Consider the following 21890-nt stretch of genomic DNA (forward strand, 5'->3'; position numbering starts at 1 on the left):
CTTGTGCTCATGCTTGCCGGCGTAGGGCTGATGCTCGCCCGCAAGCTGCCCACCGCTTTTGCTCTCGTCCTGCTCGGGGTGGGCATCGCGATCGCCGCGGGCGCCCCGTTCACCGGCGACGGCAGCATCATCGACACCGTGTTCCAGAAGGGCTCGGTGGCGCTGGCCTCCACCATGCTCGCCGTGCTGATCGGCTCGTGGCTGGGCAAGCTCATGGAGGAAACCGGCATTGCCGCGACCCTCGTCCGCAAGATCGTCGAGTTCGGCGGCGACCACCCGACCATCGTCGCGCTCGGAGTGCTGGCCGTCTCCGCGCTCGTCGGTACGGTCACCGGCTCGGCTCCCGCCGCGATGATGGCGGGCATCGTCGGCATCCCCGCGATGATCGCCGTAGGGGTGCCCAAGACGACCGCGGCCGGGACCATCCTCATGGGGATCGCGGTCGGCGTGCCGTTCGAGCTGCCAGTCTGGCAGTTCTTCGCCACCGCCCTGGAACTGCCGATCGACACCGTGCGCGGCTTCATGGTCAAGCTGTTCCCCTTCGCCCTGCTGTTCGCAGTTCTGTTCGTGCTCGTGGAGACCCGGCGGAAGGGGGTGGAGCACTCCTGGTCGCTGACCTCGGGCGTGGATCGGCCGGAGCGCCGTGGGCGCGGGCGCGCCCGCCGCATGGGCGACGCGCCCTGGTACGCGCTGCTCGCCCCTGCCATCCCGCTGGTCCTGGCGCTCGGCTTCGACCTCGCGATCATCCCGTCGATGCTCGCCGGTGTGCTCTACGCGCTGGTGACGACGACACGCCCGGCCGAGATGAACCAGCGGATGCTGCGTACGCTCTACGCCGCCTTCGAGGTCGCTGCTCCACCCATCGTGCTGTTCGTCGCCATCGGCATCCTGCTTGCGGCGGTCAAGCTGCCTGGCGCGATCGAGGCGCTCAACCCGCTGGTCGGGGCCGTCGCCCCGGGGCACCCGGTCGTCTTCGTGCTGGTCTTCACGCTGCTGGTGCCGCTGTGCCTGTACCGGGGGCCGCTCAACGTCTTCGGCCTCGGCGCCGGGATCGCGGGTGTGCTGATCGCGGCGGGCATCTACCCGGCGGTCGCCGTGCTGGGCCTGACCGCCTCGTACAACCAGGTCTTCGGCGTTTCCGACCCGACGAGCACCCAGACGGTGTGGGCGGCGCAGTACGCCGGCGTCAGCCCGCAGCGGGTGATGCTGCGCACCCTGCCCTACGTGTGGTGCGTCGCGCTCGGCGGCTTGTGCGTCACCGCCGCCACCTACCTCTAACTCACCGTCCGAAATGGAGTCTCCTTCATGGAACTGGACCGTCGTAGTTTCCTGCGCACCGCGACGGCGGGCGGCGCCCTGCTCGCAGTTGGCGGCGCCCTGCCCGCATCCGCCGCCCTGCCCGCATCCGCTGCCCCCGGCGGCTTCCCCGACTACCGCTACGGGCGTACCCTTCTCAGGCCGGAGCAGCTCAAGTACAACCCCACCGGCGAAATCATCTTCCCTTGCGTCCGCGGCGTCTACGACCTGCTGAGCAACCGGATCGGCCGCTACTACCTCTACTACGCCCCACACGACGCCCCTGGTGGCATCTGCCTGGCCTACGCCGATTCGCTGGAGGGCCCGTTCACCGAGTACCCGCACAACCCGATCGTCGCCAACGAGTGGCAGCCGCACTACAGCGTCAAGCACGTCTCGTCCCCGCACGTGCTGTGGCACCGCGAGGCCCGGGAGATGTGGCTGTACTTCCACGGCGACAACAACACGACTCGCCTCGCACGCTCGAAAGACGGCATCCACTTCACCTATGACAAAGCCGTGCTGACCACCTCGATGATGCCCGCGGGCACCACCGAGACCTCCTATGCCAGGGTCTTCCGCCACCACCTGCCCTCCCGGGGTGCCCGCTACGTGATGGTCTTCATGCGCAACACCACCGCCAACCACCGCGACATCTGCTGGGGCTGGTCGCCCGAGGGCCGGAACTGGACCTTCGACCACGAGCCGCTGATCGACCACGCCAAGGTCGGCGCGGTCAACGTCGGCGGCCCGCACTTGCTGCACAAGAACGGCAGCACGTACGTCGTCTACAACAGCGACAAGGAGAGCGGCGGCAACATCCTCATCACGGAGGTCGGCAACGACTTCTCCCGGCGCAACCACCTCGGTGTCTTCTACGACTCGCGTTCCGCCGCGCCGGAAAACGGCCGCGCGGCCGCGCCGTCCTTCGGGACGGACAGGGGAGTGCCGTACATGATCTACGAGGCCGGGGAGCGGTTGTCCGGCGTTATCGCCATGGCCCGCGGTTGACTGCAGCCCGCATGGCGGGCAACTCCGCTTGACGACATTTCGTCAAGCGGAGTTGCCGATCAGGTTCCGGTTCTTACTGGGCAGCCTGGCCGAGAAGCCACGACACTGTCACGTCGATGACTTCGCTCCCCATGTCCCGGAAGCCATGTCCGCCGCCTTGAACGCGGTGCCAGTCCGTGCGCAGCCGCCGGGCTGCCACTTCATGGGCCACCTCGTAGGAGACGTGCTCATCCGCATCGCCATGCACGACGAGCGCCGGTATGTCGCTCGCGAGAAAGGCAGCTCGCGGGTCGAGCTCCGCGAACTCCTCGAAGAGCCGCGCGCCCAGTTCGAACCGTCCCTCGATGTCGAGGAAACCCTGCTGCCGCAAGGAGGTCGAGTCGCCGTAGAGCTGCCGCCCGCGCGGCAGCTCCGGTTGCAGGAAAGTCCGACGTAGATCGAGCACCGGCTGCCACAGCACAACCGAGTCGATGGGCAACTCGCTCAAGGAGAGCGTGGTGCTCACCGCGCCGAAGCTCGACGCCACCACCGACACCGGGTGCCCCGCCGCCTCCACGGCCGCCCGCAAATCCAACCGCTCTCCCGCGATCGTCATGTCGCGTGGCCTGCCCTCGCTGCGGCCGTGCCCACGGAAAGAGAACCGCAGCACCGAGAACCCCGCAGTCGCAAGCCGATCCGCCAGAATCGGGAACAGTCCTTGCTCGCCGAGGTCGGCGGTGATTCCGTGTGCCAGTACCACAGCATCCGCACCGCCCTGATGCCACACAGCCTCAAGGCGGACACCGTCGGACGTGGTGATCACAGGTGAACCCGGGCCCGGATTGGACTGGCCGCAGCGACCACCCTCGTGCAGGCAAGGATGGAGAAGTCTTCTGTGGTCGCGATCCGGGCGATGCCCGCCTGTCGTACGCTGAGCCTCGCTGCCACTGCAGTACCTCCCTGCCGAAAACGCGGATCAGGCACCGAGACTGAATGACACCTGCCGCGTGGATCAAGCCCCTGGTCGATTTTTTGTCCAACAGGACTAGTATTGAGTTTTTCCATCCTCGTTCTGCGTGGCGGTGCGGGTGGCGGCCCCCTGCGGGAGTTACAGAGGCTTCCTGGTCTGTGGGTGCCCCTCCTGATGTATGTCCAATACACGGCGGAGGGGCCGTCCTCGCCCAGGAGTGCCCCAGGGGCACGGGCGCAGTGAACCCGCGCCAGCGCGGGTGTCGTAGGTGGGCTATGCGCCTGCGGCGCATGCGACAGCCCGTCGACGTTGCAGCTTCACGACCCGCGGCTGCGGGCCGACCAGGCTGAAAAAACGCTACCTCTCGGCGTCCGGAGACGAGAGCGGCCGAATATCAACGGTGGGAAGGGCGAATCCGATGGAAGGCCGGGGCACCCCAGTGCCGCCGCCTCGTCCGGCGGTAGGGGTTCCCGATTTTGCCTAAAATTGGGGAATCCCTGCTTCAGCCGACACCTGCAGGGCGCGGCGGGCGGATTGTGCGCACGGCGTTGCCGGCATGGGGGTGGAGGCGTAACGCCCCGGCGGTGGCGATCAGCGCGGTCAGCCCGAGCAGGGTGAAGGCCACGGTGTAGGCGGCTCCGGCGCGGACACCGAATACCAGCTCACCCAAGGGCTCGCCGAGCCGCAGGGTCACCGTGGCCACCGCGATAGCCAGCCCGGTAGACAGCTGCTGCGTGGTGGCGGCCAGCGTGTTGGCATCGCGCATCTGCTCGGGCGGGACATCGCTGAGCCCGATCGTGGCGTAAGCGGTCAGCCCTACCGAGCGGGCGACCCCGGACAGCAGGGCCAGCCCGGCGAGCATCGGCCACGGGGTGGACGAGGTGGTGAAACCGAGACCGGTCATGCACAGAGCGAGGGTGATCGTGGCGGCGAGCAGCACCGGCCGGAAGCCGAAGCGGTTGAGCAGCGGAGTGGTCGCCGGTTTGATCGCCAGATTACCGACGAAGATGAACAGCACCAATGCGCCCGAGCTGGTCGCGCTGTAGCCGAACACCTCCTGGCACATCAGCGAAAACAAGAACGGTGCGGCTCCGACCACGATCCAGAACAGGAACCCACTGGACTGGGAGAGCCGGAAGGTCGGCACGCGCAGCGTGTGCAGGGTGACCAACGGGCTCGGGGTGCGCAGCAGGTGCCAGCCGGCAACGGCGAGCACGGCGAGGCACAGCGCGGTCAGAGTGGCGGTTACCGGCCAGCCTGCGTCCGTGTCCGAAATCAGGTGCGCGGCATAGGTGATCCCGCCGAGCGCGCCGCAGGTGAGCAGCAGGCCGAGCCAGTCCAGCGGCCTCCGGGCGGTGCCGCTGTCGGCTTCCCCGATCAGCTTCCAGGCCACGGCAAAGGCGAACACACCTAGTGGCACGTTGATCAGGAACAGCCACTGCCAGGACGCATACGTGGTGATCAGTGCGCCGGCCAGCGGTGCGACGACCGGTGCCAGCAGACCGGGCCACACGATGTAGGCCATCACCCGCAACAGGTCCGGTTTATCCGTCCTGGACAGCACCACCATTCGCCCGACCGGCACCATCATCGCGCCGCCGACGCCCTGCACCACCCGCATGGCCACCAGCACCGGAAGGCTGCCGCTCGCCGCGCAACCGAGCGAGGCCAGCGTGAAGATCGCTATGGCGGCCAGGAATACCAGCCGGACACCCAATCTGCTGGTCAGCCAGGCGCTCAGCGGGATCAGCACGGAGAGGGTGAGCAGATAGGCCGTCATCACCAGGCCGACTGCGGTCGGTGGGACACCGAGCGACTCGCCGATGCTCGGGGCGGCCGTGGTGACGATCGTGCCGTCCAGGTTCTCCATGAAGAAGCAGCCGGCAACCAGGAATGCGGTATTCCGGTGGCGGGCGTCGATCATGGCTGTCCGAGTCCTCAGGCGTGCATTTTCATGGGATGGCGAACGCGCACCGCGCCTCGATCCGCTCACGAGCCTCGGTGCTGACCGTGACATCACACTGTCCGGCCCTGTCGGGGAGACAGACAACACGGCGCGAGTCGGGCACGACAGAGATCCGGTGGAAAAGGGCAGAGAATCGTGCACTTTTTGCCTGACCCACTGGGCTCAATGCGCTGCTCCCGAGTAGGAAGTGAGGACGCCGACCGCAGCGCTCCTGGGCCGCACGGCATCCGGAGGTCATCATCGCCAGTCAACGCGCCGCACGCATAGTTGTGCACGATTACCTGGGACATCCCTTCCAAGCCGAACTCAGCCGCGAACTGGCCCGGCGAGGGCATTGTGTCCGCCACGTGTACTGCTCGACGATCGCAGTCGGACAAGGGAAGTTGCGGGTCGGCGAAACGGACTCCGACCGCCTGTCGATCATCGGCATGCCTCGGCAAGGACACCGCGGTTCGGGTCCCGGCACGTACGGGCAGGACGTCGGCGGACTCATCAGAGAGTTCGCGCCCCACGTGGTGATTTCGGGGAATAGCCCGGTCCCGGTTCAGCGGGACATCCAGCAAACCTGCGCTGAGCGGGGGATCCGGTTCGTGTACTGGTTGCAGGATGTCTACTCCGCGCGTGCACCCAGCGGCGAGACCGGCCACCACGACGAGTGGGAACGCACCGCACGGTGCGAGAAAGCCACTTTGCTGAGCAGCGATGCGGTTGTTGCCATCGCCGAGCCGTTCGCGGCTTTCGTTCGCCAGTGCGGGGTGCCGTCGGAGAACATCACGGTGATCGAGAACTGGGCGCCGCTTGCAGAAATGGAATGCGACAGCGACGACTGGGCACCGGCGAGGTCCGACCGCAGCTCCGGAGAGCACATCTTCCTCTACTCCGGCACGCTGGACGATCGCCACGGCGCAGACCTGCTGGTGCGGCTGGCGAAGGCCTGCGACGCCCGGAACAGCGGCGTCGTGTACGTCGTCAGCGAGGGAACTGGCCGCCTTGCCTTGGAAAGGGCGCGCCAACTGGGAATACGTCGGCTGCGGTTGTACGACTTCCAGCCCTACGACCGGGTCCCGTCCATGTTCGCAGCAGCTGACGTGCTGCTCGCTGGGCTCAGCACAGAAGCGGGTCAGATGTCGGTTCCCTCGAAGGTGCTGGCCTACCTTTGCGCCGGGCGCCCGGTGCTCGCCGCCATCCCTTCGACGAATCGTGCCGCGCAGCTGCTGGAGGAAACTGGAGCTGGGCTCGTAGTCAACCCAGATGACCCGGATGAGTACGTGGCGGCAGCGTTCGCCCTGCTCGCTGACTCCGCACGTCGTCAGCGCATGGGTGAGGCGGGACAGCAGTACGCCCGCCGCGCTTTTGCGATCGAACCCATAGCCACCCGCTTCGAGGAGGTTCTCGTGCCCTGACGGCCCAGCGAAACTCGCCAGACAGGCATGCGGGTGGCCGGTCGACCTGTCGAAGTAGTCCCACTTGTCCAGATCGATTACACATGTTCATCCTGACCAGGGAGTTGGTTGCCATGAGTGACCACAGGAGTTCAGCCCTCGTAGCTGGCGGGGGAGGTTTCATCGGCGGGCACTTGGCCGCTCGACTGCTGAGCGAGGGCTACCGCGTACGAGTGGTCGACTGCAAACCGGTTGACGAGTGGTTCCAGGTGCATCCCGACGCGGAAAACGTCGTGGCCGACCTATCGCTTCTCGACGCGGCACGTGCGGCGGTCGACGGGATGGACGAGGTTTACAACCTAGCCGCCGACATGGGCGGCATCGGCTTCATCGAAGGCAACAAGGCGCGCTGCATGTTGTCCGTGCTGATCAACACGCACCTGCTCATGGCCAGCCGCGATGCCGGCGTGGACCGGTTCTTCTTCTCCTCCTCCGCCTGCGTCTACGCCGCCGCCCACCAGGCCGCCCCGGATCTCGAACCATTGCGGGAAGAGATGGCTTATCCGGCGATGCCCGAAGACGGTTACGGGTGGGAGAAGCTCTTCGACGAGCGCATGTGCCGGCACTTCGCTGAGGACTTCGGCCTGCGCACCCGGGTAGCCCGCTTCCACAACATCTACGGCCCGCACGGAACGTGGGACGGCGGGCGCGAGAAAGCCCCGGCCGCGATCTGCCGGAAAGTTGCCGCTGCGGTCATCAACAACGACGACAAGATCGAGATCTGGGGCGACGGGGAGCAGTCCAGGAGTTTCACCTACATAGACGACTGCGTCGAGGGCATTCGCCGCATCATGCGCAGCGACTGCGACCAGCCGCTCAACCTGGGTAGCGACGAGCTTGTCACCATCAACGAACTCGTCGATCTGGTCCAGGAAATCGCTGGCAGCTCGCTGAAACGGCGCTACAACCTTTCCGCTGCCCAAGGTGTGCGGGGACGAAACAGCGACAACACGCTGATCCGCGAACAGCTCGGCTGGGCACCGTCCGTCTCGCTGCGGGAGGGAATGGCCGAGACTTACAGTTGGATTTACAAGCAGGTCGGCTACGCCTCGCACAGGTTCCTGCCATGACTGGCATCGCAGAGCGCCCCGACACCCGATCGATGTGGACAAACTGGGCTGGGTCCGCCCGATGCACCCCGGCCCGTCGCGTCAGTCCGCGTAGTGAGGACGAGTTGGCCCAGTACGTGCGAGACGCATGTGCCACCGGTCAGCCGCTGCGCCTCGCCGGATCCGGGCACTCCTTCGCGCCTCTGGTCAGCACGGATAGCACCCTCGTTGATCTGCACGAGTACGCCGATGTCGTCGCGGTGGACCCCGTCGGCATGACGGTCACGGTCCAAGCCGGCACACCGCTCTGGCGCATCAACGCCGAGTTGGACCGGTACGGACTCGCGCTCGAGAACATGGGGACCATCAACGTTCAAACCGCGGCCGGCCTGGTCTCGACGGGGACGCACGGTTCGGGCACCCGGTATGGCTGCCTGTCGAGTCAGATCGCGAGTATGCGGCTCATCACAGGACACGGGGAACTCGTGGAGTGCTCGGCGACGTCCGAACCAGACGTGTTCTCGGCCGCTCGTCTGGGCTTGGGCGCACTGGGGGTTATCTCCACGATCACATTTCGTTGCGTACCGGCATTTTCGCTCGGCCTTGAGGAGAGAACGGAGCCCTTCGCCCGGCTGATCGGGCAACTGCCCGAACTCATCGCGAACGTTGATCACCCAATCTTCTTCTGGCCGATGTGGAGCGACTCGGTGCACATCCGGGCCATGTCGCGCACGACGGCGCCGCGCAGGCCCCCGTCGCGGTGGCAGGCCTGGCGAGATCACTATCTGGCGGGCCATGTCGGGCTGCATGGCGTGCTCCAGACCCACCGGCGCAATGCCGCGCTCGTGCCATTTGCTTCCAAAGTCCTGACGCGCCGGCCGCTTCGGTCGTTCGTCGACGTGAGCCATCGGGTTTTCACGTTCCCACAACGCGTCCGGGTGGTGGCGATGGAGTACGCCGTGCCACTCGAGGCGTTGGGGCAGGCGTTGCAAGAATTGCGTCGAGCACTACCGTCGGCCGGCGAGGTGGTTTCGCTGCCCCTGGAGATTCGGGTAGCGCCCGGAAATGACATCCCGCTCAGTCCGGCTTACGGGCGCCCAACCGGTTACGTCAACTTGGCGACCGATGCGCACAGCCCGCACGACAAGATATTTCATTGCGCCGAAAGGGTTCTCGGCGACTTTGATGGTCGCCCGCACTGGGCGAAGCTGCACTCCCAGACCGCGCGCAGCCTCGCACCCCGCTATCCACGCTGGCATGATGTACAGCGGATCCGCCGATCTCTTGATCCAGAAGGAATCCTGATCAACCCCTACTTGGAGCAGGTCCTCACTGGCACGAGTGCATAACCCCGGGCTGACCCCGCGGGCGATGCGGTCGGGGGCACCCGGGACCAAGTATCCGGTCACGGGTGCTCCTCACTGACGTTCACCGGATCAGAAGACGGTGACGCCTTGGGTGGTGGGTTGCAGGGTGCCGGCCTTCATCGACTTGAGCGGGAACTCGGCGTAGAGACAGCCGTTCTCGGTGCTGGTGCCGTCGGTGCCGATGATGTTGGCGTTCACCGGGCCGTCGACGCCCGGCGCGCTGACGCTGAAACCGGTGGCGACCACGGTGTTCGGGTCCGCCTTGTCGCCGCGCTCGACGAGCACGCCGGCGAACGCGGTCTCGCCCGGGTTGAGCGTGACCTCCGTCGGGCCGCCCGGCATCTTGACCTTCGGAACGGGCACTTCGCTGGAAACAGTTTTCAAACAAAAGGTGCACACAACGTGATTACACCCATGACGACTGGAAGTGTGAACGCAGATCGCCAGCCTGTGATGCGGCATGAACCTGCGACCGAGGAGAGCGCCCGGATTTTCCAGCGGCGTCGACACGCCCTTGTTGGCACAGCTCTTTTCAACGGCTACTTCAAACAAGCACGACTGGACGAGCTCCTGCGGTGGGCGGTAACCGAGTTCGAGTCGCTGCATGTGTTCCTCCCTGACACGACCACCGCTTTCACGATGCAGGCCCGCGGCTATCCGGCGGTGGAAGCAGAACGGAAGACGCGACGCGAGGCACGAAGGCTGCGCGGGAAGATAAGCGGGTCGCTTGCCATGCTCGGCGTCGCGTCCCCCGAGCAGATGATCATCGACTTCGCCTGGCTCAACGAGAACGAGGAGTACCTGCGCACGAGGGACGAGGTTGCGGAGGTCTTCGGGTCGGATGAAGACTTCAGGAAAGCCTGTCTGGCCGAGTCTGAGTCAGTCGCGAGGAGCAGGCGGAGAACCGACGGCAGTCTCACGGAGGAAGAGCTGAACATGGCGGCACGGTACTTGCTAGCCGAGATCCCGCTTTTCGTAAACGCTCCCGCCATACTTGGCATGCCCGAGACTGTGTTCTGCTACCACCGCATCGAACCGTTTGAACGTGACCTGTACCGCGGCGCGTTCGCGGTGAAAGCAGTGCCTCGGCAAGGCTGGGTCGTGGTCGAGTCCGCTTCTTCGGAAATGGTTAACGCCGGTGCCGCGGCCGGGTCCCTGCCGCGACCACGTGCCGGAGGTGCGCTGTGAACGGCGCCGATAGGGCCGATTGCCCGGTCACGGGTGGCGGGCGGGGGGCGACGTCGGCTGGCCGCATCCGGCGAGCAGCAGAGCCCCGCTGAACACCGTGCGCCAACCATGCGCAGCACAAAAATCCGTATGGATAGCAACGATTATCGGTATGCCACCGGGCGATTGCGGTGCCACAACAGGAACTCCGCGAACGGAGGGACGGGGCTGCGGGAGCGAAGGCTCAGAGGCGTGTGGCTACGCGGACTAGATCGGCGAGTGCTCGGGAGCGGCTGTGTGGCGGCCAGGCGATGACTGTCGTCACGGTCGGCGCGTCTAGAACCGGCACGGCGGCCAGGTCTTCGAGCAGGTTGGCGCGGCAGGATTCGGGCATGACCACGGTGGTGCGGCCGAGCGCGATCAGCTGGAAGAGCTGCGTCTGGTTGCGTACTTCCGCGCCGGGGCCCTCGGGGTAGGCGCCGTCGGGGCCGGGCCAGCGGGCAAGCGGGAGGTCCGGCAGTGAACTGACATCCGCCATCCGGACGTGGGATCTGCCAGCGAGCGGATGCGAGGTGGGAAGAATGGCGACCTGTCCCTCGGTGTTCAGAATTTCGGTGTCGAGTTCGGCCGTCGAGTCGAAGGGTTGATGCAGCAGCGCCACGTCGGCCTGGCCGTCATGCAGCGTTTGCTGGGGCTGGGATTCGCAGAGCAGCAGGTCGACGGCGACGGCACCCGGTTCGGCGGCGTACGCGTCGAGCAACTTTGCCAGCAGTTCGCCGGAGGCGCCGGCCTTGGTGGCCAGGACGAGCGAGGGCTTACTCGTCGCGGCACGCTGGGTGCGCCGCTCGGCTGCGGCCAGCGCGCCGAGGATCGCCCGGCCTTCGGCCAGCAGCACTGATCCGGCTTCGGTGAGCGAGACTTTGCGGCTGGTGCGTTCCAGCAACGCGACTCCGAGCCGTCGCTCAAGCTGAGTGATCGTCCGCGACAGCGGCGGCTGGGCGATGCCCAGGCGCTGGGCGGCCCGGCCGAAGTGCAACTCCTCGGCGACCGCAACGAAGTACCGCAACTCCCGCGTCTCCACCCGTTCAGGCTACCGCCCGATCCATATCAGCTGGGTATCGTTGCGTGACTCAGACGGTGTTGGTTCCCCGCCAGTGCCCGGCCACGATCAAAGGCATGAGCGAACAGACGATTGCGCTGGTCACCGGCGCGAACAAGGGAATCGGATACGAGATCGCGGCCGGGCTCGGCGCGCTGGGCTGGAGCGTCGGAATCGGGGCACGGGACGAGCAGCGCCGGGAGGATGCCGTGGCGAAGCTCCGCGCGGCCGGCGTCGACGCGTTCGGTGTGCTTCTCGACGTGACCGACGACGCGAGCGTTTCGGCCGCCGCCGCACTGATCGAGGAGCGCGCTGGGCGGCTCGACGTGCTGGTCAACAACGCCGGTATCGCTGGGGCATGGCCGGAGGAGCCCTCGACCGTCACGCCGGAGAGCATGCGGGCGGTGGTGGAGACCAACGTGATCGGCGTCGTCCGGGTCATCAACGCGATGCTGCCGCTCCTGCGCCGCTCCGAGCGTCCGCGGATCGTGAACCAGTCCAGCCACGTCGCTTCCCTGACCTTGCAGACCACGCCGGGCATCGACCTCGGCGGGGTCAGCGGGGCCTACTCACCGTCGAAGACGTTCCTCAACGCGGTCACCATCCAGTACGCCAAGGAGCTGAGCGGCACCAACATCAAAATCAACAACGCCTGCCCCGGCTACGTCGCGACCGATCTCAACGGCTTCCACGGAACCAGCACGCCCGCAGAAGGCGCCAAGATCGCCATTCGGCTCGCCACGCTGCCGGACGACGGCCCGACCGGAGGGCTGTTCGACGACGCCGGGATTGTGTCCTGGTGAGACGTCCCACGAAGTCTCTGGGCTGTCGAAGACCTCGTATGGGTGTCGCGCAGCGGGACGCGAACGAATGTGCGGCATCCCGTGGTGCGGCGGTTCCTCGTTGGGAACGTGAGGCTGGGTGGGCCTGCAGATGGCTCCTCGCCACCGCGAGGCTCACGGCGGCCAGTGGCGGCATGACCACGACGGGCAGCATCGCGGCCGTGCGGAGAAAACGCGCTGATCTCATGGCAGCACCATGCGTTGCGGTCCCCGCGGGATTCCTTCAGAACCCTGGAAACCGCAGCGAAACGGGGGCGCGTCCACAACGGACGCGCCCCCGCACCACGCACCGGATCAGTACTTCGGCTGCACCCACAGCTGGTACTGGCCGTCGTGCAGGTTCTCGCAGCGCCAGCCGACCCAGCGGCCCTGCGGGAAGCCCGCGTTGCCCGCGCTGGCGCAGGCACTGCTCGACGGGTAGACCCCGGCCGGGACCCACGTGGCTGCGGACGCCACGCCCTGGGTGGCGGCGGCGACCCCCAGGGTGAGCAGGGCGGCCGCGGCCAGCTTTCGAATCATCATCATCAAGCTCCATTCGCATCGAGACGGAGGTGGCGTCGAAAAGGGGAGATTCGACGCAGTGCCTGTGAGCCTAAGCAGCGGCATCAAGTCGTGACCAGGTCATCCGAGGCGGTGGGGCGTGCGCGACCCGTGAATGTTGCCCAAAGGCGCAAGTTGAGTATTTTTGGATGTGGGCGTGCCAGTTGAGCTCGCACGTGGTGACCCGGACTTTTCGCGGTGAGCAACGTATTGGGTGCTGACCAGCACGATTCCTGTGCGATCACTCGTCAACTAAGACGTCGAGACGCTCACCTCTTACGGTCTAGCCGCGAAGGGCGATCGTGGCGTCGAGTTCCACGAGCGCACCTTGGGGGAGCACGTGGGCTGGCAGGGCGGTTCGTGCGTGGCGACCCGCGTCGCCCAGAACGTCGAGCAACAGCTGCGAAGCCCCATCGATCACGGTCGGCTGGTCCACGAAGTCTCGTGAACTCGTGGCCCAGGCATTGAGCTTCAGTACCTGCCGTACGTTGCCGAGGCCGACTGCGTCATGTATGCGCGCCAGTAGATTGAGCGCGGAGGTTCTCGCGGCGGTCACTCCGTCAGCCACGGTCGCATCGTCTCCCAGACAGCCTTGCAGGATCTCGCCCGAGGCGGTCCGTGAGATTTGGCCGGACACATAGAGGAGATCGCCGCATCGTACGGTCGCCTCATACGCGTAGCGGGGCGCACTGAGCGCAGGGAGCTCGATGGACAGCGCTTTGAGACGCTCTTGCACGTCAGTCATGTTGCATCCCAATTCGATATGCCGGGCAAGCGATGCGGGTTGGATCGCGCGTCTCGGCCCCGCGTTGCACCCGCTCCGCACGCACGATCTGGCTGTTCGGGCGTCATCGTTTGCTCACGATGTAGGTCCGGTCGCGTCCGATGTACCAGAGGTCCTCGGTGCCGATGGCCGCGTTCTCGTAGCGCCACGGGATTTCGGCGGCACCATACGAGCCGACTTCGAGGACGTGCTTGTAGCCAGGCCGGAGTTCGTTGGCGAACGACTCCTGCTTGCCCATGAGGTGGCCGACGTTGCGCTTGCGGTATTCGCCGTTGAAGTCGACGTCCGTTCCGAGCATTCCGATCGCGACCATCCGGTCCAGGTGGGGCGCCAGGTAGCGCAAGGCTCCCTCGTGCACGTCCTCGCACACCACGCCGGGCTTGAGCTGCCCGATGATGCCCTCGCGCACCACGTCGAAGAAGAAGCTGTACGCCTCCTTCGCCGCCGCGGTGCGGGGCAGGGAGCGGGCCATGTCGGAGGTGGCGACGGTGACCCCGTCGACGACGATGCGCACCCCGGCGTCGAGCTGGATGCAGGTCGTCTCGTCGTTGATCGGGTAGTCAACGGGCGGGCCGGGGAAGAGCATCCGGTTGGACGAGTGCAGGTTGGTGAAGTAGGGCTCGATGCCGAAGGGGATCTCGTTCACCGTGCGGAATTCGGCGATCTTGTCGAGGTACACGGCGTTGATGTCGAGTTCGGAGAACGAGCGGCCGGCGTCGAGGCCCTTCTCCGCCCAGGCCAGGGCCTCCTCAATGGCGAACACGCTCGCCCGGGCGGCGACGACCTGGAACGCGAGGTCCTCGTGGTCGCGGACGTCCCGCCAGTGGCCGAGGTCTGTCGAGACCGGAATCAGTTCCGCTCCCTCGCGCTCGAGCTCGCGGGCAAGACCGACGCTGATCCACTCGTCCTCGACGCCGGTCCGCATGCCGCGGGCCAGCGCTTGGACGGCGGCGCCGATGGACGGGAACCGGCCGGCGGGAGACGCGGAGACCCCGGAGGCTCCGTCGGGTGCCAGCACGACCAGCCTGTCCGAACCGGCAAGCCACAGGGCGACTGTTCCGTCCGGCTGCGCGAACCCGGTCGCCTCGGTGAAGTTGGGCGGTGCAGCGAGGAGCAGCGCGTCGAGGGAGCGGTCGGCGACGAGCGTCTTCAGCGCCGAGAACCGGCTGTCCTCGCCGGCGGTGAACTCCTCCGCCAGGCCCGAAAGGTGTGCGACGCCCTCGATCAGCCGCCGCGCGGTGTGGACGCCCGTCTCGCGCCAGGCCGCGAACCTCGTCAGGACCTCCTCGAGGTCGAGTTCGTATGCGGTGACCGGGGTGGGGTCCTGGTCGGAGACGACGAGTTCGACGGAGCCGGAGAGCGTGCGGTAGTGGCTGTAGACGACGTCGGCCGCGAGGCTCACCGCAGCGCCGTCGGCGAGTTCCCGCACCAGGCTGGTCAGCGACGCCGAGGCGGGGGTGTCGGCGACGATTCGGGGGTCGATCGTGACCCAGGGTGCGTAGAACTTGATCTGGTCCTTCGGGACCCCGGCCGAGAGGGCGTTGCCCTGCTCTTGTTGGCGCACGAGCAGGTACTGGCCGTTGCCGGTCCGTGCGATCAGTGGTGCGACGAGCGGGTGGGAGTCGAGGCGGATCGCGGAGAACAGCAGGCTCTTGCGTGCATTGAGTCCGTAGGTCCGTTCGACCTGCGAGGCGTCTGCGGTGAGGCTCAGCATTGGGTTTCCCTGATGTCGATTTCGGGTCGGAGGCCGGGCTGGCGGCGGTCAGCTGATTCCGGTCATGACACCGATGTGGGATTCGATTTCCGTTGTGTAGTCGGAGAAGGCTGCGGAGTACCGGTGCTCCTTGCCCCGGGGCCGAGGGAGGTCGATCGCGATGTCGGCGACGATCCGGCCGGGGCGGCCGCCGACGACGACCACTCGGTCCCCGAGCCAGACCGCCTCGGAGATGCTGTGTGTCACGAACAGGACGCTGCACCCCGTGGTCTGCCAGATGCGCTGGATCTCGAAGTTCATCGAGTCGCGGGTCATGGCGTCGAGTGCGCCGAAGGGCTCGTCCATGAGCAGCAGCTCGGGGTGGGAGACCAGCGCACGGCAGATGGCCACCCGCTGCTGCATCCCGCCGCTGAGCTCGTAGGAGTAGTGCTCGGTTTTGCCGCCCAGCCCGACCATTTCGAGCAGTTCCTGGGCGTAGCGGCGTGACTCGTCGGTGCGGGTGCCGCGGAACTCCAGCGGCAGGAGCACGTTGTCGATGTTGTTGCGCCACGGCAGGAGCACGGGGCTTTGGAACACCATCGCGATGTCCTCGATCCCGTCGCGGATCGGCCGCCCCTTGACCAGGATTTCGCCCTCGGTGGGCTCCTGCAGGCCGGAGATCGTCTTGAGCAGCGTGGTCTTCCCGCTTCCCGACTGGCCGACGATCGAGACGAACTGTCCCGGCTTCACGTGGAAGTCCAGCCCTTTGAGCACCGTGTTGTGCTGGCCGTCCCGGGATCGGTAGGTCTTCCCCACGTTGTTGACCGAGATGGCGTACTCGTTGTTCATGTGACTCTCCGTCCGGCCGTCACGGCGCCTGGATGGTCTCGTTGTGGTGCAGCGGCTCGAGGTAGGCGTTGCTGTACACGTCGACTGGGGTGAGGTTGCTCGCCGGGTTCAGGCCGAGGAACTGGCGGGCGACGTCGATCATTTTCTGGGCGCCGGTGTCGTCCATGACGCCGAATTGGTTCGCCGACTCGCCGGTGCCCCAGTTGAGGGCGCATTGCTCGCCGATGGCGAGGGTGATGGTCTTGGTTTCGTAGCCCGAGACCTCTTTCTGGAAGTCCTGCGCGGCCTCGGCCGGGTGCTGGCACGCCCACAGGAAGCCCTTCTGCATCGCCCGGTTGAACCGCCGCACCTGCTCGGGATCGGTTCTGAGCTTCTCGTCGGAGACGACGATCCCGTTGCCGTAGAGGTCGATGCCGAGGTCGGACCACTTCAGCACCACGGCCTGCCGGTCGAGCGCGTCGATGGCGGGCTCGTCAGAGACGTACAGGGCGAGGTTGGCGTCCCACTGACCGGCCAGCAGTCCGGGGATCTTCGATCCGCTCGAGGCGTGGACGACGTTGACATCGCCTTCCTTGAGTCCCAGCTTGCTCATCGCGAACGGCCACATCGCGGTCATCGCACCCGCGCCCTCGGTGGCGACTGTCTTGCCCGGGAGATCGGCCCATCCGTTGATTCCGGTGCCCGCGAGGGCGACGACCGCATAGGCGGACCTGGCCTGCAGGAGGTTGACCTGTTTGACTTTGGCGCCCCTGCCCTGGCTGGTGACCGTGGCGCCGAAGTCCGCCCAGCCGGCGTCGACCTTGCCGGTGTCGACGGAGGTGACGGTGTTGGTCGAACCCGACCCCGGCATGACCGTAAGGTCGATGCCTTCCGCTTTGAAGAAGCCCCGCTCGACGGCCGAGATGAACGGGGCGTGCTTTGGCAGGTACGCCACGTCGAGCATGAGGGTCATCGAGTTCTTTCCGCTGCCGCTCGTGCAGCCCGACAGGGCCACGAGTAGCACCGCCCCGACGATCGCGGCGATCTTACGAGTGGAGTTCCGCATTCGAGTCTCCGATCCCCGCGGTCACTTCGCGTGGTTCTTCCACGGGACCAGCTTTCGTCCCGCGAAGTCGACGATGAAGAACAACGCCAGGGCGATGGCGGCGAGCACGATGAAGGCCGCGAACATCGACGGCAGGTCGACCTGGCTGTTGGCGAGGAGGATGACATATCCCAACCCCTTCGAGCCGGCGATGAACTCACCGACGACCGCCCCACCCACCGCGAGCGAGATGGAGATCTTCGCTCCGGAGAAGATCGATGGGATCGCGTAGATGAACTCGATCTTCGTCATCTTCTTCCACTGCGACGCCTTGTTGATCCGTGCGAGCTCCTGCAGTTCGTGGGGTACCGAGCTCAGGCCGTCATAGGTGTTGATCACCAGCGGGAAGAACGCGATGGCCATCGCGACGAACGCCTTGGACTCGAAGCCGAACCCGAACCACACGATGAACAGCGGTGCGAGCGCGACCTTGGGGATGGTGTCGATCGCGATGAGCGCGGGGTAGAGGAAACTGCGCACGGTCGTCGAGTAGTGCAGCGCCGCGCCGCACAGAACCCCGAGCGCGGTGCCGAGCGCAAAACCGGCAAGCGCCTCCTGCAGCGTGACGAAGGTGTTGCTCGCGAAGTACCCGGGCCGCTCGATCAGCTCGGCGAAGGCCGAGATCGGCCCGACGAGCAGGTATTCCGGCGGATTGAAGATGATCACCAGCAGCTGCCAGACGGCGAAGAGCCCGAAGATTCCCGCGGCTGCCTTCACACCGGCCGCGATCGAGTCACGGCTGGGTCTTCTCGGCCGGGGTGCTGCCTGCCCACCGAGCGCTGCCTCGGGCGAGGACTGGCGCAGGCCGTCCGAACTGACTTCAGGAGTGGCCATGGCGGGAGCTCCCATCGAAAGGCGTGCCGTGCGCGGACAGCGCCGCGGGTTGAGCATCGACGACTGCCGACTGCGGGTGTGTACGCCAGTGGGGGCCCGTGGCGGGGAGAGGTGGCAGTGACGACGTGAACGATCGCGGTGTCATTAGGTCCTCACAACATTGGAAGGGTTGCGACCGGGCGGTCGCGGGAATGGTCGGCGAGGGCCGGATCTGGCCGGGGGTAACCCGTCACATGGCCGACACTGGTTAATCGGCGCTGTCGGCGGCGAGCGCGTCTCGACCGGGTTCACCGTCGAGTCGACGCCATACGCCAACCGGATTGTCGTCGCGAACCTCGGCCGGCAACAGACCCGCCGGAACGTCCTGATAGGCGACGGGTCGCAGGAAGCGCTCGATCGCGAGTGTCCCGACCGAGGTGCTGCGCGGGTCTGTCGTGGCCGGGAACGGGCCACCGTGCACCATTGCGTGTCCCACCTCGACTCCGGTGGGCCAGCCATCGAACAGGATGCGACCGGCCCGCTCCTCTAAGAGCGGTAGCAGCTTCGCGGCGAGCGGGTAATCGGCCTCATCTGCGTGCACGGTGGCGGTGAGCTGACCTTCCAGCGCGCATACGGCTGCGGTCAACTCGGTGGTGTCTGCGCATCGGACGAGCAGCGACGTCGCACCGAAGACCTCGGCCTGCAGCTTCGGATCGGCGACGAAACGGGCGCCGGCTACGGTCAGCAGCCTGGCGCAGCCCCCGGCCGCATCGCCGGGTCGGCTGCCGCGTGCGAGCTCATCGACGCCGTCCCGGGCGGTAAGGGTGTCACCGGCGGTGGCGTAGTGGCCGGCGATACCGGTGGTGAGCATGGTGGCTCCGGCGTTGGTGGCTACGGCGTCGGCCGCGGCCCTGGTGAACGCGTCGAGGCCCGGTCCGTCGACGGCAAGCACCAAGCCAGGGTTGGTGCAGAACTGCCCGGCGCCGAGCGTCAGGGATCGGGCGAACGCGTCGCCCAGCTCGGCGCCGCGGGATCCGAGCGCTGCGGGTAGCAGCAGCACCGGATTGATGCTGCTCATCTCGGCGTAGACCGGGATCGGCACTGGCCGCGCCGCAGCTGCGGCCGCGATCGCAAGCCCGCCGCCGCGGGACCCGGTGAAGCCCACGGCACGAATCCGCGGATCGCTGACGAGCCGGGCACCGATTTCGGTCCCGCCGCCGACGAGCTGGGAGAACACGCCCTCAGGCATCCCCGTCTCGGCCGCTGCGTCGGCGATCGCCCGTGCCGCCAGCTCCGCGGTACCCAGATGTGCCGGATGCGCCTTGACAACGACCGGGCACCCCGCGGCCAGCGCCGACGCCGTGTCGCCTCCAGCGGTGGAGAAGGCCAACGGAAAATTGCTCGCGCCGAACACCGCGACCGGGCCGAGCGCGATCCGGCGCTGCCGGATATCGGGGCGTGGCAGCGGGGCGCGGCCGGGCCGTGCCGGATCGATCCGGGCGGCCTGCCAGGTCCCGGCCCGCAGCTCCGCGGCGAACAGGCGCAGCTGACCGCTGGTGCGACCGACCTCGCCGGTGAGCCGCGGACGGGGCAGCGCGGTCTCGAGGTGAGCGCGCTCGACCAGTGCCTCCCGGCGCTCGTCGAGCAGATCGGCGATGCACTCGAGGAACTCGGCACGTCGCTGGGCGGTGGTCGCCCGAAACACCGGAAACGCCTGCGCTGCTAGCGCGCAGGCTCGCTCGACCTGCTCGACCGACGCCGCCGGGTAGGCGGGGCCGAGAGCCGCGCCAGTACGGGGATCGGCGGACCGGACTTCCTCGCCCGTGCCGATGACGGGTTCGGCTCCGATCATCATGGCGCCGGTCGGGCAGGTCTGTGGGGGAGCGGGCACGGGTGTCTCCTTCAGCTGCATCGCGGTCGGTAGCGAAATGTCAGCCGGTGCTCAGCTGGCGGCGGTGCGTGACATCTCGACGACGTCGACCAACAGCGCATTTTCGGCGTCATCAAGGTCGGTCAGGGGCGGACGTACCGGGCCGGCCGGGTGTCCGATGAGATTCATGCCGGCCTTGACGATGCTGACCGCGTAACCCGCCTTTCGGTCGCGAATCGCGGTGTAGGGCAGCACGACGTTGTCAAGCAGTCGGCGCACGGTCTCCCTGTTTCCTGCCCGCACCGCGCGGTAGAAGGTCAGGGCGAACTCGGGCAGGAAGTTGAAGATCGCCGAGCTGTAGGTCGTGACACCCAACTCCAGGTACGGCAGCGCGAACGTCTCCGCCGTCGGCAGCCCACCGATGTACACCAAGCGGTCGCCGAGACGCGAGTGGATCCGCGTGATCTCCTCCAGGTCACCGACACCGTCCTTGAACCCGACCAGGTTCGGGCAGGCGTCAGCAAGCGCGGCCACCGTCTCCGATGTGTACACAGCGTTCGCCCGGCTATAGAGCACCACGCCCAGCGACGTGGATTCGCAGACCGCGCGCACATGAGCGGCGAGGCCGTCGGGGGAGGACTCAGTGAGGTAGGGCGGGAACAACAGTAGGCCGTCGGCGCCGGCCGCCTCGGCGTCGCGGGCCATCTCGACCGCCTGCGCGGTGCCGTGCCCGGCCGGAGCGAGGATCGGGGTGCCCTCCGGCGCGCTGCCGACGGCCGCCCGGACGACGTTGCCGACCTCCTTCGGGGTCAGGGAGAAGAACTCCCCAGTCCCGCCAGCGGCGAACAGGCCGGCGACCTCGTACTTGCCGAGGCGGATGATGTTCTCCCGGTAGGCGGGCTCGTCGAACGCCAGATCCCGGGTGAAGTGGGTGACCGGGAACGAAAGCAGCCCGGAGCCGAGGCGCTCGGCGAGCTCGGTCGGGGTGAAGGCGGGCATCAACATTCCTCCTGGGGGCATCCGCTAGGGCGATTGGGATCCACCGTAAGAACCAAAACGATGCGCGTCCAACACTGTTTCAGCATTGACTGATACCTATAATGAATCCGTGTTTACGCTGAGCCAGCTGGAGAGCTTCGTCGCTGTCGCCGAGACCCTGCACTACGGCCGCGCGGCGGAACGACTGTCGATGACCCAGCCCCCGCTGTCCCGGCGGATCCAGCTGCTGGAGCGCGAGCTGGACGTCGAGCTGTTCGACCGGACCGGCCGGGCCGTCCGGCTCACCGCTGCCGGACGGGCATTCCTGAGCGACGCCCGGCGCATCCTCGGGCTGTCCGAGCAGGCGGCGCTGTCGGTGCGTCGGGTACCCGCGGGTGAGATCGGGACGGTGGCGCTGGGTTTCACGGCGTCGTCGGCGCACTCGGTGCTCGACGCCGTCGTCGGCGCCATTCGCACCCGACTGCCGGGCGTCGACCTGGTGCTGCGCGAGCGAGTGTCCGGAATACAGCTGGAGGAGCTGCGGTCCGGGGAGCTCGACCTGGGCCTGGTCCGTCCGCCGGTCTCCGGCCGGGAGCTGGAGCACCTCCCGTTGCACCGCGAGGCCCTGCTGGCCGCGATCCCGGCCGGACATCCGCTGGCCGCGCCGGGCCGGGTGCTGCACGTGCGCGACCTCGACGGCCAACCGTTCGTCATGTACTCGCCGACTGAGGCCCGCTACTTCCACGAGGTGCTGGTTGGCGTGTTCCGCAGCGCAGGAATCGTGCCCCGGTACGTTCACCACCTAACCCAGGTGCACACGATCCTGGCCCTGGTGCGGGCCGGGCTCGGCTTGGCGCTCGTACCGCAAGCAGCCGAGGCGCTCGGGCTGGACGGCGTCGCGCTGCGCCCGGTGGTCGGGATCGACGGCGAGCCGGTCGAACTCGTCGCAGCCTGGCGGGCGAACGACGACAACCCCGCTTTGCGCGCCGTCCGGGACCTGGTGATCGACGTGGCCAGCCGAGGCTTCTCCTGATCTAGCCGATCGACTATGTGGGGACCCCGGCGCGCGAACGGCTGCCAGGCCGCACGGC

The 21890-nt window shown here is 67.1% G+C and carries 20 protein-coding genes; 8 read left to right on the forward strand and 12 right to left on the reverse strand.

The features are described from left to right. Positions 1 to 9: 9 nt before the first annotated feature. On the forward strand, positions 10 to 1278 hold the full coding sequence (locus AC07FN_RS11320; protein ID WP_478395526.1) for a TRAP transporter large permease subunit: 1269 nt from the start codon (positions 10 to 12) through the stop codon (positions 1276 to 1278). A gap of 27 nt (positions 1279 to 1305) precedes the next feature. Continuing rightward, positions 1306 to 2307: a hypothetical protein gene (locus tag AC07FN_RS11325; protein ID WP_478395527.1), complete on the forward strand. Its 1002-nt coding sequence runs from the start codon at positions 1306 to 1308 to the stop codon at positions 2305 to 2307. 73 nt (positions 2308 to 2380) lie between these two features. Here AC07FN_RS11325 and AC07FN_RS11330 read toward each other — a convergent pair whose 3' ends face one another. Both AC07FN_RS11330 and AC07FN_RS11335 read right to left on the reverse strand, forming a co-directional pair. Beyond that, the gene (locus tag AC07FN_RS11330; RefSeq protein ID WP_478395528.1) at positions 2381 to 3109 is read right to left on the reverse strand and encodes an alpha/beta hydrolase; all 729 of its coding nucleotides are present in this window, start codon (positions 3107 to 3109) and stop codon (positions 2381 to 2383) included. A gap of 649 nt (positions 3110 to 3758) precedes the next feature. Beyond that, the gene (locus AC07FN_RS11335; RefSeq protein ID WP_478395529.1) at positions 3759 to 5306 is read right to left on the reverse strand and encodes an MFS transporter; all 1548 of its coding nucleotides are present in this window, start codon (positions 5304 to 5306) and stop codon (positions 3759 to 3761) included. 185 nt (positions 5307 to 5491) lie between these two features. Between AC07FN_RS11335 and AC07FN_RS11340 the strand changes: the two genes are divergently transcribed. The 3 genes from AC07FN_RS11340 to AC07FN_RS11350 all read left to right on the forward strand — a co-directional run bounded on the left by AC07FN_RS11340 (position 5492) and on the right by AC07FN_RS11350 (position 9062). Beyond that, positions 5492 to 6625, forward strand: a complete 1134-nt coding sequence (locus tag AC07FN_RS11340) for a glycosyltransferase family 4 protein (protein WP_478395530.1) — start codon at positions 5492 to 5494, stop codon at positions 6623 to 6625. Positions 6626 to 6708: 83 nt separating this feature from the next. Beyond that, entirely contained in the window at positions 6709 to 7734 is a 1026-nt protein-coding gene (locus AC07FN_RS11345; protein ID WP_245761843.1) for an NAD-dependent epimerase/dehydratase family protein, read from the forward strand. A 32-nt stretch (positions 7735 to 7766) separates the two neighbouring features. Further along, positions 7767 to 9062, forward strand: a complete 1296-nt coding sequence (locus tag AC07FN_RS11350; protein WP_478395578.1) for a D-arabinono-1,4-lactone oxidase — start codon at positions 7767 to 7769, stop codon at positions 9060 to 9062. 87 nt (positions 9063 to 9149) lie between these two features. On the opposite strand, the gene AC07FN_RS11355 is transcribed toward AC07FN_RS11350, so the two are convergent. Then, entirely contained in the window at positions 9150 to 9443 is a 294-nt protein-coding gene (locus AC07FN_RS11355; RefSeq protein WP_478395531.1) for a DUF4232 domain-containing protein, read from the reverse strand. Between the two features lie 51 nt (positions 9444 to 9494). Between AC07FN_RS11355 and AC07FN_RS11360 the strand changes: the two genes are divergently transcribed. After that, positions 9495 to 10268, forward strand: a complete 774-nt coding sequence (locus tag AC07FN_RS11360) for a tRNA-dependent cyclodipeptide synthase (RefSeq protein WP_478395532.1) — start codon at positions 9495 to 9497, stop codon at positions 10266 to 10268. Positions 10269 to 10491: 223 nt separating this feature from the next. Here the strand turns inward: AC07FN_RS11360 and AC07FN_RS11365 are convergent, their stop codons facing one another. Next, positions 10492 to 11328 carry a LysR family transcriptional regulator gene (locus tag AC07FN_RS11365; protein ID WP_478395533.1) on the reverse strand — a complete coding sequence of 279 codons (837 nt, stop codon included), beginning with the start codon at positions 11326 to 11328 and terminating at the stop codon, positions 10492 to 10494. 95 nt (positions 11329 to 11423) lie between these two features. On the opposite strand from AC07FN_RS11365, the gene AC07FN_RS11370 reads away from it, so the two are divergent. After that, positions 11424 to 12149 carry an SDR family NAD(P)-dependent oxidoreductase gene (locus AC07FN_RS11370; RefSeq protein WP_358390250.1) on the forward strand — a complete coding sequence of 242 codons (726 nt, stop codon included), beginning with the start codon at positions 11424 to 11426 and terminating at the stop codon, positions 12147 to 12149. Between the two features lie 333 nt (positions 12150 to 12482). Here the strand turns inward: AC07FN_RS11370 and AC07FN_RS11375 are convergent, their stop codons facing one another. The 8 genes from AC07FN_RS11375 to kdgD form a co-directional block, all read right to left on the reverse strand. Beyond that, entirely contained in the window at positions 12483 to 12713 is a 231-nt protein-coding gene (locus AC07FN_RS11375) for a hypothetical protein (RefSeq protein WP_358611271.1), read from the reverse strand. A gap of 298 nt (positions 12714 to 13011) precedes the next feature. Next, positions 13012 to 13473 (reverse strand): RidA family protein, encoded by a 462-nt coding sequence (locus AC07FN_RS11380; RefSeq protein ID WP_478395534.1) that lies wholly within the window; start codon positions 13471 to 13473, stop codon positions 13012 to 13014. A gap of 103 nt (positions 13474 to 13576) precedes the next feature. Then, positions 13577 to 15226 (reverse strand): M24 family metallopeptidase, encoded by a 1650-nt coding sequence (locus AC07FN_RS11385; protein ID WP_478395535.1) that lies wholly within the window; start codon positions 15224 to 15226, stop codon positions 13577 to 13579. A gap of 48 nt (positions 15227 to 15274) precedes the next feature. After that, positions 15275 to 16054 (reverse strand): ABC transporter ATP-binding protein, encoded by a 780-nt coding sequence (locus tag AC07FN_RS11390; protein WP_478395536.1) that lies wholly within the window; start codon positions 16052 to 16054, stop codon positions 15275 to 15277. A gap of 19 nt (positions 16055 to 16073) precedes the next feature. Continuing rightward, positions 16074 to 17099, reverse strand: coding sequence for an ABC transporter substrate-binding protein (locus AC07FN_RS11395; protein WP_478395537.1), 1026 nt, complete (start codon positions 17097 to 17099; stop codon positions 16074 to 16076). A gap of 21 nt (positions 17100 to 17120) precedes the next feature. After that, positions 17121 to 17972 carry an ABC transporter permease gene (locus AC07FN_RS11400; RefSeq protein ID WP_478395538.1) on the reverse strand — a complete coding sequence of 284 codons (852 nt, stop codon included), beginning with the start codon at positions 17970 to 17972 and terminating at the stop codon, positions 17121 to 17123. Positions 17973 to 18219: 247 nt separating this feature from the next. After that, positions 18220 to 19863: an aldehyde dehydrogenase (NADP(+)) gene (locus AC07FN_RS11405; RefSeq protein ID WP_478395539.1), complete on the reverse strand. Its 1644-nt coding sequence runs from the start codon at positions 19861 to 19863 to the stop codon at positions 18220 to 18222. Between the two features lie 30 nt (positions 19864 to 19893). Next, positions 19894 to 20820: a 5-dehydro-4-deoxyglucarate dehydratase gene (gene kdgD, locus AC07FN_RS11410; RefSeq protein ID WP_478395540.1), complete on the reverse strand. Its 927-nt coding sequence runs from the start codon at positions 20818 to 20820 to the stop codon at positions 19894 to 19896. Between the two features lie 109 nt (positions 20821 to 20929). On the opposite strand from kdgD, the gene AC07FN_RS11415 reads away from it, so the two are divergent. Continuing rightward, a complete protein-coding gene (locus AC07FN_RS11415; RefSeq protein ID WP_478395541.1) occupies positions 20930 to 21832 on the forward strand; it encodes a LysR family transcriptional regulator in 903 nt (300 codons plus the stop codon). The last annotated feature ends 58 nt before the right edge of the window (positions 21833 to 21890 follow it).

Source organism: Saccharopolyspora sp. NPDC045941, assembly GCF_056431445.1.